12 protein-coding genes and 1 tRNA gene are annotated in these 12,931 nt (G+C 55.9%); 1 reads left to right on the top strand and 12 read right to left on the bottom strand.

Features of this window, described 5'->3' with window-relative positions; genetic code table 11:
- Positions 1-206 precede the first annotated feature (206 nt).
- Both ACZRJQ_RS13195 and ACZRJQ_RS13190 read right to left on the bottom strand, forming a co-directional pair.
- Positions 207-1,214: a hypothetical protein gene (locus tag ACZRJQ_RS13195; protein ID WP_463978786.1), complete on the bottom strand. Its 1,008-nt coding sequence runs from the start codon at positions 1,212-1,214 to the stop codon at positions 207-209.
- A gap of 213 nt (positions 1,215-1,427) precedes the next feature.
- A complete protein-coding gene (locus ACZRJQ_RS13190) occupies positions 1,428-1,805 on the bottom strand; it encodes a RidA family protein (protein WP_463978785.1) in 378 nt (125 codons plus the stop codon).
- 233 nt (positions 1,806-2,038) lie between these two features.
- Here ACZRJQ_RS13190 and ACZRJQ_RS13185 point away from each other — a divergent pair.
- Positions 2,039-2,113: transfer RNA gene (locus tag ACZRJQ_RS13185), tRNA-Gln, on the top strand.
- A gap of 152 nt (positions 2,114-2,265) precedes the next feature.
- On the opposite strand, the gene ACZRJQ_RS13180 is transcribed toward ACZRJQ_RS13185, so the two are convergent.
- The 10 genes from ACZRJQ_RS13180 to ACZRJQ_RS13135 all read right to left on the bottom strand — a co-directional run bounded on the left by ACZRJQ_RS13180 (position 2,266) and on the right by ACZRJQ_RS13135 (position 12,916).
- Positions 2,266-3,708, bottom strand: a complete 1,443-nt coding sequence (locus tag ACZRJQ_RS13180) for a conjugal transfer protein TraG N-terminal domain-containing protein (RefSeq protein WP_463978784.1) — start codon at positions 3,706-3,708, stop codon at positions 2,266-2,268.
- 60 nt (positions 3,709-3,768) lie between these two features.
- Positions 3,769-5,136 carry an integrating conjugative element protein gene (locus ACZRJQ_RS13175; protein WP_463978783.1) on the bottom strand — a complete coding sequence of 456 codons (1,368 nt, stop codon included), beginning with the start codon at positions 5,134-5,136 and terminating at the stop codon, positions 3,769-3,771.
- The gene (locus ACZRJQ_RS13170) at positions 5,133-6,083 is read right to left on the bottom strand and encodes a TIGR03756 family integrating conjugative element protein (protein WP_463978782.1); all 951 of its coding nucleotides are present in this window, start codon (positions 6,081-6,083) and stop codon (positions 5,133-5,135) included. The genes ACZRJQ_RS13175 and ACZRJQ_RS13170 overlap by 4 nt, the downstream gene beginning before the upstream one ends.
- Before the next feature lie 95 nt (positions 6,084-6,178).
- Entirely contained in the window at positions 6,179-9,034 is a 2,856-nt protein-coding gene (locus ACZRJQ_RS13165; RefSeq protein WP_463978781.1) for a conjugative transfer ATPase, read from the bottom strand.
- Positions 8,916-9,326, bottom strand: coding sequence for a TIGR03751 family conjugal transfer lipoprotein (locus ACZRJQ_RS13160; RefSeq protein ID WP_463978780.1), 411 nt, complete (start codon positions 9,324-9,326; stop codon positions 8,916-8,918). The genes ACZRJQ_RS13165 and ACZRJQ_RS13160 overlap by 119 nt, the downstream gene beginning before the upstream one ends.
- A complete protein-coding gene (locus tag ACZRJQ_RS13155) occupies positions 9,307-10,686 on the bottom strand; it encodes a TIGR03752 family integrating conjugative element protein (RefSeq protein ID WP_463978779.1) in 1,380 nt (459 codons plus the stop codon). The genes ACZRJQ_RS13160 and ACZRJQ_RS13155 overlap by 20 nt, the downstream gene beginning before the upstream one ends.
- Positions 10,676-11,521: a TIGR03749 family integrating conjugative element protein gene (locus ACZRJQ_RS13150; RefSeq protein WP_463978778.1), complete on the bottom strand. Its 846-nt coding sequence runs from the start codon at positions 11,519-11,521 to the stop codon at positions 10,676-10,678. Before ACZRJQ_RS13150 ends, ACZRJQ_RS13155 begins: the two co-directional genes overlap by 11 nt.
- A complete protein-coding gene (locus tag ACZRJQ_RS13145; RefSeq protein WP_463978777.1) occupies positions 11,518-12,171 on the bottom strand; it encodes a PFL_4703 family integrating conjugative element protein in 654 nt (217 codons plus the stop codon). Before ACZRJQ_RS13145 ends, ACZRJQ_RS13150 begins: the two co-directional genes overlap by 4 nt.
- Positions 12,168-12,566, bottom strand: coding sequence for a TIGR03750 family conjugal transfer protein (locus ACZRJQ_RS13140; RefSeq protein ID WP_463978776.1), 399 nt, complete (start codon positions 12,564-12,566; stop codon positions 12,168-12,170). Before ACZRJQ_RS13140 ends, ACZRJQ_RS13145 begins: the two co-directional genes overlap by 4 nt.
- A complete protein-coding gene (locus tag ACZRJQ_RS13135) occupies positions 12,566-12,916 on the bottom strand; it encodes a TIGR03745 family integrating conjugative element membrane protein (RefSeq protein WP_463978775.1) in 351 nt (116 codons plus the stop codon). Before ACZRJQ_RS13135 ends, ACZRJQ_RS13140 begins: the two co-directional genes overlap by 1 nt.
- Positions 12,917-12,931 lie beyond the last annotated feature (15 nt).

Genomic DNA, 12,931 nt, shown 5'->3' with positions numbered 1-12,931 from the left:
TTTTACAACGACGCTAGGAATGGTTTAGCTGCTTTGGTTACTGCTGCTGCGGCCCGTAGGAGTACACTTTGGACTGCCCCCGGCACCGTAGACATCTCCAGCCTATGCTTTACAAATTTTCATGTATTAAGCTTTGGTCATGCTAAGGATTAATACGCGGCGAAGCGCGGCGCAAGATCGCGGTGCGCCGCATGATTGTCAAAAACTCAGCCACGAATGTCGGCTGGAAAGTACTTGGGCAGTGTGCAACCTGGTTCTGCGGCGATGCAAATAGAGCTTTGTGGGTCCATGTAGTCTTTATAGGTCCCCTGACCAATCCAGCTGGCTGCATCTCCGCGACAGTTTGGTCCGTCAACGCCTTCATCTGCGCAGTACGCCGGCTGGCCGTCGTATTGGAAGATGATGATCTTGTCTGGGCTAGGGTTTCCGGCAGGAGTCCCACTCAGGATTTGTTGAGGTTGTGGTGTTTGGTCGGGTCGGGCCGCATCCTCTATTTCTGGCGCGGGTGCCACTGGCTCGGATGTCCAGTTACCTTGCTCCAGTGCTTTCTGAAAATATTCCTGCGCAGCTTGCTGCTTGCTTGGTTCAGGTGCCGAACTTGGAGGGTTGGAGGTCACCTGCGGGGCGGGTTCGCGTGCGGTTTGCTGAGCAAGTTGCAGTTCGTAGCGCTTGACCATGCGATCAACTGATTGCGCACCGGCCTTGCCGGACGCCTCGAACAGAGTGAACACATACAGTTCGGCATCGTCATCTTCTATGAGGTCAGCACTACGTTCGCCGCCTCTGATTTGAAGGGAAAGAATTCCGTGAACTTGAGCAGCACTACGCAGAAACACTTTGGGTTGAACGCCAAAGATGATTGCCAGTTGATGTCCTCCCTTGATGTCAGCTTTTGCCTCTACCATGCGCAGGCCGGTGGAAAGCAGTAAATTGCGCGCTTGTGGCCCCTCGACGTAGTTGAATTCGACATGCTCAAGTCGCTCGTTGTCTTCAAGGGCATCAGCCAACTCCTTGGATAAATCAATGCCAAGGGATTTCCAGATCTGAGCCTTACGTTCGGGATCGTCATAGCGTGTCCCTGTTATCGGGATCAGATCCTGAGGGGTGAGTTCCTCTACAGCGTCCAAAGCGTTATTGGAGAACATATAGAAGGGGAGGTAGAAGAGTATCGAAATGAAGGTCAGTGTTAGCCATACATGAAACAGCTTACGCATGAGTCGTCCTTGAACGTTCGGATTGAAGTGCAAGGAGGATATCCGACGAGATAGCGATGTGCCATGCGAGTGTGGTGCGTTTGTTTTGTGAGTACAGCACTTTATTACCTGCTTGATCAGCGCAGCCGAGTGTTCGCACGCACTGGCTGCTACTGAAAAGCGTTCATGCACATGGTCAGGGGTGGGGGACGCCTGATGAGCAAGGGTTCAAATTTAACCCTTGGCTGCCATTGCAGTGACTTCAACGCGCATACCTTCTACGGCCAATGCGGCTACGCCGATGGCAGCACGAACTGGCCAAGGCTTGCTGAAGAATCGCTGATAAACCTCGTTGAAGGCTGCGCGGTCAGACATGTCGGTGAGGTAGATGGTCAAATGCAACACCTGTTGCATGGAACTGCCTGCATTTTCCAGTGCTACTTTGAGCGCCTGCAAGGTGCATTCGCTTTGCTCGATAATGCCGCCGAGTTCCAGGCTGCCGTCTGCTCGTGTAGGAATTTGAGTAGACACCAATAGGCCGCCGAACCCAGCGACGTCGGAGGAGATGGATTCAGGGTCTGCATCAGGGAAGAAGGTAGGGGTGTTTGTCATGGAGGCCTCTTGCTTGGGGTGATGAAAAGCTCGTTTCTGTACCGGGGGTTTAAGTCGTTGACCTAAGCCCTTTTGCCGGTCAGGTTACAGCCCTCGGAATGCACACATAACCCTGTTGCGCTTAAGTAGCTGTTTTAAATTGTTTTTTTGTTTTTTTGTCTTCCCATGTCACAAAAGTTTTGGTAAATTGCGCGCATTCTTACTCAGGTGCTTAAACGGCTTGGGACAGATACAGGGGCGTCGCCAAGCGGTAAGGCAGCAGGTTTTGATCCTGCCATGCGTTGGTTCGAATCCAGCCGCCCCTGCCATTTTCTTATCTTCTTACGAATATGACTCACACATAACAGTGTGAAAAGTCATGGTCGGATGCCTTCGCTTTACTCTAAAGCTCAGTTCATTATTTATTGACTCTTTAAAATACCCGCAGCCACCTCTATGTTTAGGTGCCTTTGTCGTCTGCTCATTTCGCTTTTTTAGTGATGTCTGCCCAACTGTGGATCGTGTGTGCAGCTCGTAGTGCGCACCAAGTCAGGCTGACCATCCACAGAGCGGGTATCACCAAAAACATTGTCAGCATGACTATATTCAGCAACATGTCCCCAAATGAATTGTTCAAACCCATCAGCAGGTTGAAGTCGTTGTGCGCCGAGTTCCAGCCGTAGAGCGTCTGGTTCAGCGCGCTATCTACCCAACGCGCCAATTGAAACCAAAAATCGGTAAAAAACAGCGCGAACTGAATGCTACTGACCGTCACTAACGACTTGAGGTCGAAGGTCGCGATTAGCAACATCAGTGGAATGCTTACGATCAGAGCCATTTTTAGTAGTGATAGCGCCAAGGGCAGCGTTTGGCGCACCACGTCCACGATCGGAAACAAACCTGACGTTTGCCCTGAATTGTTTGCGCCAAGTGTCTGCGGGTTCATAGCAAGTTGGCCGCCATAATCGGTATACCTCGAACCCTTGTTCATCAGTTGTTGGCGGGGAGAAACGAGGTGACGAATGACGGCATCATCGGTTTGTTCTTGAGTAAGAAACCCAGCCCAGTGTCGGATGCGTAACAGCAAGTCCGGGTCTACTTGCTTTAGCAGGCGAGCTCGCAAGCCTCTATGACTGTCTGCCCACCATTGGTTGCAAGCGGGGTACCCGCCTGCTGCGTTCAGATCCGCTAACCCACCATCGCGAAGTGGGTCATAAGGCCATGCACTGAGCGGGATTGTTGCGTGATAGGCGTCGTAGTAACCGGGTGTGTTCATGAAAAAATGTGCACCAATCCAGTTGACGTCATTCAGTTGCGACTCGTTCAAGCTTGGTTGCTTCATGAACAGTTTGGCCCGCGCCGGCCCATAGCAAGCCTGATTGAAATTTGCGACTTCCTGAGCCAGCAGCGGATTGCGGATGTGCTGCTCATCAAGGTCCATGCGTATCTGGCGCAGGTCTGTGCCACAAGGGATTGCTGCGACGGCAGCACCCGTGATGGCTTTGGACATTGAGTGCATAAAAAACCACCACACGGGCACTTGAGCGCTTTGATTGTTGAGTGTGATAAAACTCTTCGCCCAGCGCGTTTGTTGCGGCGTGGTAACACTGAGCTGACATTGATTCGCGCGGGATGCGTCGTAGTGCAAAGTGTTCAGGTTGATTGGAATCAAGGGCATGCAGGCGAACATAATCACGACGATTGCGACCCATACGCGATGTTCGATGCGCTGTGCGCACACCAGCCCTTTTTCGCCTTTGTGAGCACCTTCGTTGCGTGCGCCGAACCACTCTTGCACGATGATCGCCAAAAACGGCAACGCAATGGCGCCACTGGTGACTAGCAAATCCCAAATACCATTGCTGATGATCCAGCCTTGCAGCGTCAGGTAATACTCAAGGTAGTCGTTGGTATAGAGCGGCACGACAGGCTTCCTGTTGGATCACTGCGTGATGCTGTGAGCGCTTGAGTAGTAATGTGAGATTCATGGTGGACCACCTCCGCTCGGGGAGCGCTGAATGTCGTCCAGCCGATTGCGCACCGGGTCGCCTTCGTAAATTGCGCGTGAATCGTTGCTGCGGGCGTTGCGGCGTTCAATCAGCATCATGGTTGTGTTATCTGCCAAGGTTTTACGCAGCTCCAACTCAGTTTTGAGGTTGTCGATTTCTTGGGCTAATGCATCGCTCTCGTGACGAATAGCACTCAGGGCCAGTTGGTTGATTGCGACATTGGGCTCCTTACTGCCCGTCAGCAGAATGCGTTGCAGCATAAGGGCCTTTTCCAGAACGCCAGCCAAGGCGGCTTCAGAGGCCAGACGCTGGGTCAGCAACTCGCGGTCAGGATCGTCACGCAATGCTTCAATCACGCCCCGGGTGATGGGCAGCATTTGGCTACTGGCTTCACGTAATGGGCCTTGGTCGGGGCGAGAGCTGCTACCGACCAGAGTTCGAAACACTTGGAGTTTCAGTTCGTATTCGACCTGAATCAGCGGCGATAGCCCGACGCCGGGGGTGGATTGGGTTTTGATGCAACTGTCGCAGGTGCGTTCTTCTCGATCGCCCAGCACCCGTGTAGCAAAGTCGATAGCGGCTTGAGGGGAGGGCCATATTTGGCAGCTCATGCGATTGCCGCACGCCACACTGCTGATGGGTGAGCGATCATCGACGTTGCGACCATTTAGCAAGTTGTAACCCGCGCGACTGACATCGCTGATCAGGGTGATCGGGGCTTGTCCTGTCCCGCCTGCATACTGACCACCGATCCAAGGCACACCCCTGTTACCACGTTCTTGCTCAGATTTATCGACAGCCGCCACCGCATCTTTGCTGGTAACAGATTTGCTCAGTGACATGCCTTGGGCCAGTTGGGCCCAGCCGAGTTGACCTTGCGCGATGTTGGCCATGCGGTTTGCCATGTTTAGGCAACTTTTTTTCGATCTGTCGAAATCCAGACGCGCTTGAAGAATGCCGTTGGTTAACACGTTATAAAGCCCGGGGTCTGCCCGTTGAATGATCATTGCCGGCAACGAAGCAACTGAACGGCTAGCGTTTCGAATGACCGATCCCATGATTGATTGAAACCCTTTGGTCGCACCATTGAGCTGGTTTTGTACGGTGGTGCTTAGGTCCAGGTTCCCGCACATCAACGGGGTATTCCAGCCAGCACCAATACCGAGGTTGTGCATGGTCGCCGCTGCGCCCATCGACACCGCTTGACCGCCACCAATGCGATATAACACCTCATCGCTCAGGGCGTTGACGTTGTTTTTACTCCCCTGGTCTTGGGCGGGCAGAACGTTGCTGGTGACGAGCAATAGGCCTATTAGCAACGTGTTGAATGGCGCGCTGTTCATGGTGCTGGCTTTGGAAAGTCGATGCTGCCCAAGAAGATCTGGCCACGGCGTTCGCAGCAGGTGTAAGGGCGCCAGAGCGCCCAAGCGTAATCACCCCGTTGAGCCTGTGTGTGAGGATGATTATTGGGGAATACCGCGCAGTCTGAAGCGCGTACAGGTGCCAGCTCTTGCCACTTTCCTGTGCTCGCATCGCCTTCCACTACGGCGCCTGCAGGCCAGTAGCCGTCCTTCGCCTTGGCCAGCAGTGGCTGGTAGACGTGTATCTGGCCGCGCCGCGTGACAATGTCGGCCGCTCGTTGGGCAACCACCGCGCCAGCCTTATAGTCGTCAACCTGATGTAAAAAGCCACCTCGCGGATACACCGTGCCCCATAGATTTTCGTTTGAACGACTGCCAATCTCGCGGCGCAGGATGATCCAGGCATCAGGAAAAAACTTCTCCGGGATGTTGTAGCGCCAGGCCAGCGTGTCGAAGGCACTCAACAGGTAAGGCATGAAGGCTATGCCCGCACCGGGGCAGGTGTAGCCGGACTGCCCCGCGAGCTGACTTAATAACCAGCCGCCGGGATGGCCAATGACGTCTGCGTTTTTGAACTTGGCCAAGGCGTTTTCGTGGCTGTCGCCCGACGTTGCGTTGCCACCCCCTTGGGCTGTGGGATTTGCAGGGCTCAGCATTCTGAGTTCTTGCCAAGGGTTTTGCCCTGTATTGCTGTAGCTGGAAACCACTGCATCCGGCACGTAGTGGCGGATCTTGGGCGAAAGGCGAACCGTGCATTCGATGTCGTCACAGAACAACCAAAAACACAGGCCAACGATGCGATAGGCCAAGCAATCTAGTGAGGTGACAGAGGCGACGATATCGACACTATCAAGTGCCAAGGCGGACAGCGGCAGAGCCAGTAGCCCGACCAACAGGCTGATGCGCAGGGTACCGAAGTAGGCAGTCATGAGGTGATCCTGCAAGCAAGAAAGCGAGCAGTTGATCATCAGATTGGGCGTCAAATGGCAAACAAATGGATCACCGTGGTTGCCGGATTGTTGCGTCAATTAAGGTCGTTCAGAGCGGTATCGTTACCCGGAATCTCAAAGGGCAATGGCTCAATTGCGCGCCCTCGGTCAATCTGTTCGGCCACCCGCATTGCGGCCTCCAGCTCGCTGATGCCGTGGGTTTGCATCAAAGCAAAGCGGGCGGCTTTTTCTTCAGGTTCAGTCATGGCCATGGCCAGATACAGGCTCGGCGGAACACTTCGGAACAGCCCCTCCATTGATTTGGAGAGGATCACGCCTTCGCAGTATTTACCCGCTTCTTTTCGTGCAGAGAGCATCAAGGCTTTTTGGGACGGGGAGAGTTCGCGAAAGCGTGCGATTTTGTCGACTTCATCGGGCGGCATGGACAGGCAAATCCACCACTCGATCATATTGAGCATCGGCTCGGCGGCCTTGGGCAGGTCGTCCAGATTTTGGGTTGCCAGCCAGAACCACGCCCCAAGCTTGCGCCACATCTTGGTGATTTTGACAACGTAAGGGGCCAACAGCGGGTTTTTGGTAATGATGTGGCCTTCGTCAGTGACGTTGATAATCGGCCTGCCGAGCATTTGATCACGCTCGGCGATATTGTTGACGGTGTTGAGCAGGGACAGGTAAGCGATGGATAACTGCGCGTTGTAGCCCTCGCGGGCGAAGGTGGCCAGGTCGACAATGGTGATGTCTGCTTCTGGCCACGGCGTGCCCGGTCGGTTGAATAACTCACCGTCCAGTCCCTGGCAGAACAGGTCCATCGCTTCGCTCATTTCTTGAAGACGTGCGCGGCGAGTTTGTGGCAGCTCGGGGTTGTTACTGCGCTCGCGCAAAGCATCACGCACATCCTCGGTCAACACGGTGCGCTGGAGCGTGGCGCAATAGTGGGCTGCATCGAGTATGCACTGGCGAATCAAACTGCGATCTGCCCGGCTCAGACGAGCCTCTTCTTTGTCTTCGCCTCCGGTAATCATCAGGCGAGCCGTAATTTCAAGCTCGCCCAGCACATCGCGTTGTTCGTCAGCTTCTTGTGCATCTAGCGTGCGCACCAGACGGTGAGCGTCAGCGAACGGTGCCAGGCTCACCCCTGAGCCGAGGGTGAGTTTGATTCGGTGCACGCTCAAGCCCAAGCGTTTGGCAAAGTCGCCAAACAGGCCAAACGAATTACCGGCTTCGACAATAAACAAGCGCGGGCGATACAGTGCGGTGATCTGGTTGAGCAGGGTATTGAGGGTGGCAGACTTGCCGGCACCCGTTGGCCCGAACAAAAACAAATGAGCATTCATTTGTCGGTCGAGCCTGTTGAGAGGGTCGAAGGTCATCAGACCACCGCCGCGGTTGAAGAGGGTAATCCCAGGGTGCCCAGTGCCTTGGCCGCGCCCCCAGACAGGGGCGAGGTTGGCCGCGTGCTGGACGAACATCAGTTGGGTATACCAGTGGCGTTTGTCCAGCTCGGGGTTAAACACGGCTGGCAGCCAGCGCAGATAGCTGTTGAGGGGCGCAACTTCGTGATATTCACGCACAGGTTGCAAGCCAGCGCTGAGCAAAACATTGACCAACTGCTCGCTACGAGTGTCCAGCTCTGTCAGGTTTTGACCGCGCAGGTAAAAAGCCAGTGAGGCGCGATACAGTTTGTGCGCGCTGCCGATCAACGTCCGGGCGTGCTGCACATCAGCCCGGGTTTGTTCCGAGGCCAAGGTTTCACCCACCGATTTTTTGCTCAGGTGGTTCAGGTGCGATTCCAAACTGTCTTGTGGTATCGCAACCAGCGTCAAGCACATCACAGCGTCTTCGGGAAGTTGCTCAAACACTGTATTGATCGCGTCACCTTTGTGCGTTTCGCCAGTCATGTGGCCGATGGTCGGGGGGGTGCGCAAACGGTCAAGCACGATCACGCGGTGAGGCAGCCCGTCAAAAAACCACGTTCCGGTGTCGGCATCTGAGCGTGGCTGTTCGAAGAAAAGACGTTGTGAAAAGTCGGTGCCACTGGCCAGCGCTAGCGCTTCCTCATCGCTGGGCTCCGGGTAGGCAGCTAGCTGATAGAAGCGTTCCCGGTCTTTGATGCAAGGGCCGAGCGCAGTGGGCCGGGGATTGAACCAACGCAGCAGCCAGGCGTGGATCGCAGCCCCTTGCATGCGCATTGTCTGAACGCCAGCGTTGGCAAGCCCTGCGCTCAAACGCTCACAAACAGCGTTCAGCGCGTGCTCGCAGGGCGGGTTGCCGCGCGGGCTCTGTGCTAAAGCGACACGACGGTAGACCACCATGCGCACACGTCGATTGTGTCCGCGCCAAGGCAGGTGGGTGAGGGTGGTGTCTTGGAATAAACCGCCGGGCTTGGAAATCGCGCATAAGTGGTGGGCAAAACTACGCAGGTAATAGTCGCTAAAAGCGCTGCCGCGTGCCCGCGGTTGTACGTAATCGTGAAGCGTGTGCAGGTAGCTGTCCCAATCGGTTTCGTCCTGCGCATACAACTGAACCACCCACGGATGATCGTCCAGCTCATCAAAACTGTCTTGCAAGGCATTTTCCAGAGCATCTCGTGCGTGTAGCAACCATGCCTGTTCTCGACCTTCAGTGCCGACCGGCGTGAGATCGAAAAAGGCAGCAACGGACTGGCCGTCATCGAGTAACAAGCTTTGTGATTCGGGCAGGTATTCAACCCACGGCAGCAGGTTTACAAACGAGGGGGCGACATCGTACAGGGCTTGCTCATCGGCTTGGGTTGCGGGTGCTTTGGGTCGCCATGAAAGGGGTTTTTGCATGTCAATAGTCCTCGGTGCGCTCACCTGGCAGTGCGTATTGCACGCGCTGGTACAGCGGGAACACGCTGCTGTAGCCCGGCACGGGAACAGGGTCAGTGCCCGCCAGATGAGGGAACACATACATCACCAAATCAGGATTGGGCAGGCGCTTAAACTGACGCAAAATTTCGTTTTGGGCCGTGCGTGTGTAAGCGCCAGGATCAAGCGTCGCGCTGTGATCGAGCAATGGGCGTCGTAGAGTGAGGCGCGCCTCCATCAGTTGACATTGCCCAGTGTCGCCGGTCTGCTGCCACCAAAGGGTATCCATCGTCTGCCCATCATGGCTGAGCAGTTTTTGTGAGCTGGTTGCGCATCCCGTTAATGTGCAAGCCACCAACAGCCATGCGCCTGTATTAGTCCAGTTCTTTGACATGGGAGCCTCTGAGGGTGAAATCGACCTTACGACCTATCGGGTTGTAGTCCAAGGCCAACGGCTGCTCGATGTGCACGGCAACTTTGGCACCGGGCGCTACGTACACAGCGGCGAAAGCTTGGCCGTAGAGCTTGTTGACCCACTGCGACATTTCTTGAACACCACTGCCCAGAATGCGGCCCATCGCTTCGTTACCGGTAATGCCGACGCTGCCGAGCGAGCCATTAGCATTACTGACAAATGCCGACCCGCTACTAGACTTGATCAACGAGGCGGCTCCAGCCCCGGCAGCAGTCACCAGCGCTTGCGTGCCCAAATACTGCCGCGCATTGCTACGCCGGGCCCCCGAGACACAGGGAACCCCATAAGGATCACTGATCCACCCCAGCCCGCCCTCAATTGAGTCGTTACTGCCAGTGAGCTGTGTAGGGGTGTTTTGCTCCGGCAAGGTACGGATGGTTCCGTCCTGAAATACGAAGGTGATTGAGCGGATCTGCCCGCGCACGCAGGACAGTGTCCAGTCTGCGGTGGCTGTACCGCTGGCCACGGCGCCAGCAATCCCAGGCAGGTCGATGCCGTTGGCGGTGAGGTTCTGTGCACCGATTAACACTTTGAATGGATAAGGGTCGTTAACCGTGCCATCGACCGGCACCCGCCCAATCAGTGCAGTCATTGCTACAGCGCCCATCAACGTGGCATTGGCAGGCACGGTGTAAACCGGTTTTGTTGCTGTTGCATCGCTGGCGCTGGCGCTGGCGTCGGGCATGGTTGGGTGATTTGCGAAGCTGTACGCAGAAGGGCTTGGGCCGTTGCGTTCTTGTGGTTTGGTATCCAGTGGTTCGATCCAGCGCACGTCATCGTTTGGGCTGGACGGGTTATCGCCCTCTTGCAACCCCAAACCGATAGGCAGATCAACGGAGTCCTTAGGTTGTACGAGCTTGTCGAGTCGCTGCTGCAGATCCAGCAGCAAGCCTCGGGTTTGCTGTTGGTCGTTGGCGATTGCGTTGCGCTCCTGCAGCAGGTGTTGATGTTCCGCCGCCAGCGCACGTTGAATACGCAGATCGATGGTTTGCTCGCGCTGCTGGCGTTCGCTGTCGGTTTTTTGCTGATTGCGCTCATCCAAGGCGGTTTGTAGCTCGTTGCGCAGTTGTTTCACTTGAGCGACCAGCGTGGCAACGGTGTCATGGGGCGTATCGCCTTCAATGTTTAGGCTGTTAGTTTCTTCTGTGGTCAGCGAAGAGGCTGGCTCGAACTCGTGCTTTGCATCTGGTACACGGCCAGCCATCAGTTTTAGACCGACGAAGATCAAGAGTCCCAGCGCGGGAATGATTAACCACTTATGCCTGCGGTTATTGCTCATGAGCGGCGCTCGCCGGATGGGGCAGGTTAAGTGCTGCATCGAAGGGGCTGAGTGCGGGTAACAGCGAGCGCCTTAAATCATGGCCCTGAGTAATCAGGTAAAGCACCGTCGTATCTGAAGGCCGGCCGTGCGGGCCCAGAGACGGATGCTGGAAGGTGGCTGTTGTGAAATGGCCCTGTAACTCACGAGGGTCAAGTGCCAGCCAGTGGTGTGAGTTATTACGCAGGCGAACGGCGCTCACCCAGTAATCGCCTAACCGCCAGGCCGCCAAAGCAGTAGCACTGACGCTCAAATTTGGCAGCAATGTGCCCAAATTAAGGTCTCGATGCAGGAGTACCCGCCGTACGCCGGGCAGTGCTTCGACGGTGCGTAACGGTGCGTATAAGCTTTGGGCCGCATAACGTGTCAAGACGACTGGCGCGGGGGTAGACCCCGGCGGGCTGTCCGATGATTCATCCGTTGAGAGCTTGAGCGCTGGGGTTACGATTTTGATCGGCTCAAGTAGGGGTTGCCCCTGAGTGGCAGCTTTAGCTGTTATATCCAGCAGGATTTGCTCCCCCGTGTCGGCGTCTTGCAACTGCACCCGAGCAGATTCAAAAGGTGCTGATGCCCGCAAATAAACGGCCCCCGCAGCACTTTGCACACGCAGCCGCTCAGCCAGTGACGCCGGCACACCGATACGCACATTACGTTCAACGAATATCACTCGCTCCTGGCCCACCACCAACGGCACGGCCAAGGGCAGGCGCTCCCAGTTAATGACCTCGGTTGCTGAGCCCAAAGGTGCCCAGCTCACGAGCCACCCCGCAAGCACAGCGCCCGCCAAGCGCTTCATGAAGCCTCCGCTGAGGGGGGCGTCGCCGCTGCGATACGCTGCGGTGCTTGACTGTAGCAATCCAGTGCGAGTCCAAACGGGTTGTGCTCGGGGTCGACATCATGGCGCACCACTTTGAGGGAGTAACGCACCAACGCCCGCTTAACCTGTTCGGCACCGTAATACTCATCGGCACTGACATCCAAGTGCACGACCCAGTTGTCTCGGCTGATCACCTGTACCCGGTTGTGCGGGTCATCGCCATAGCCTCTGCCCGGAATCTCATAGACCCCGCGCACGCGATTTTTTAACTCACCTGTGCTGCGACGATGTTCGTAATCCTTTTGCAAGAAGGCTTGGCAATGGGGCGTTAGATACGCTGACAGAGCATGCAGATTGCGGGGGTAGTCTTGTTCGCCATCACCTGGCCAGCGGTTGAGTTGTTGGAAGATGTAAAACCCGAAGGTGTAGATCGACTCGGGCGGTATGTCCCACCATTTGCGTGTGCTGCCTGAGCGTAAATCTGGCGGGATATGCAGGGTCAGGTCATGCGGGGCGCTCCACCAGCCGATCCCCAGCATCAGCATGATGATGAACAAGGCCCCGCAGCCCAGACGTAAGGTTCTGACGTGCGCCTGCAGGTGTTGAATCTCGTTTTTGAAGCAGCTCATACCAACCCCCGACGAGTGCTCCAGTAGCCTGAGCGAGTAATCAGTACGTCTTGATTGCCACGCCGCATCAACCACGGACAGCGGCGTGCCATCGCCCAATGCAACTGACGGTACAGCCACGTTTCGGGCCGCCCGCGTTTATAACGGCGCAATTGACCACCTGACCCATACACCCCTGCGCCTATGCTGAAAATCATTAGTGTTGGCAGCACCGCGATGCTGCTCAATAGCCACGCCACAATCAGGCCCGCCAGCAGCCCGACTCCCGCTGACAGACCAGCGCACAGCCACAACTCGTCGGCGGTTAAACCACGCACCACGATGGGTTGGCGGTTCAGTCGATGAGGCAGGAATGTAACAGTGCCATTGTTCGATACATCGAGGCGGGGTGACATCACAAAATCTCGGTGGCTTTGGTCAGCAACCAGATGCCAACCATTAACAGACTCGCGCCCACAGCCACCGTCAGGCCAAACTGGCCCCACGTCGCCCGGCGAGCATGGATGTCGGAATAGCGGACATAAGCGTGGTAACTGACGCCAATAAACATCGAGGCGACCACCAGCAGCGCGATCAGCAGGATGATGTCATAGCCGTAGTTTTGCAGGGTTTGCAGGATTCCGGTGCCCAGACCTCGTGAGGGAAGTTCCAGGGTTGGCAATCGGCCTTGGGCAGAGGCACGTAACGGAAGACTGAGCAGTCCGATAACGCTGCCAAAAATATGAAGCTGTGAAGGTTTGTTCATAGCGACACCTCTGAG

Source organism: Pseudomonas sp. E315 (assembly GCF_055406205.1).
This window is presented reverse-complemented; position numbering and strand designations above follow the sequence as displayed.

Coding starts and splice junctions, on each gene's coding strand:
- ACZRJQ_RS13195 (WP_463978786.1), bottom strand. CDS start 1,214: ATGCGTAAGCTGTTTCATGTATGGCTAACACTGACCTTCATTTCGATA.
- ACZRJQ_RS13190 (WP_463978785.1), bottom strand. CDS start 1,805: ATGACAAACACCCCTACCTTCTTCCCTGATGCAGACCCTGAATCCATC.
- ACZRJQ_RS13175 (WP_463978783.1), bottom strand. CDS start 5,136: ATGAACAGCGCGCCATTCAACACGTTGCTAATAGGCCTATTGCTCGTC.
- ACZRJQ_RS13170 (WP_463978782.1), bottom strand. CDS start 6,083: ATGACTGCCTACTTCGGTACCCTGCGCATCAGCCTGTTGGTCGGGCTA.
- ACZRJQ_RS13165 (WP_463978781.1), bottom strand. CDS start 9,034: ATGTGTTCCCTCATCTGGCGGGCACTGACCCTGTTCCCGTGCCGGGCT.
- ACZRJQ_RS13160 (WP_463978780.1), bottom strand. CDS start 9,326: ATGTCAAAGAACTGGACTAATACAGGCGCATGGCTGTTGGTGGCTTGC.
- ACZRJQ_RS13155 (WP_463978779.1), bottom strand. CDS start 10,686: ATGAGCAATAACCGCAGGCATAAGTGGTTAATCATTCCCGCGCTGGGA.
- ACZRJQ_RS13150 (WP_463978778.1), bottom strand. CDS start 11,521: ATGAAGCGCTTGGCGGGCGCTGTGCTTGCGGGGTGGCTCGTGAGCTGG.
- ACZRJQ_RS13145 (WP_463978777.1), bottom strand. CDS start 12,171: ATGAGCTGCTTCAAAAACGAGATTCAACACCTGCAGGCGCACGTCAGA.
- ACZRJQ_RS13140 (WP_463978776.1), bottom strand. CDS start 12,566: ATGTCACCCCGCCTCGATGTATCGAACAATGGCACTGTTACATTCCTG.
- ACZRJQ_RS13135 (WP_463978775.1), bottom strand. CDS start 12,916: ATGAACAAACCTTCACAGCTTCATATTTTTGGCAGCGTTATCGGACTG.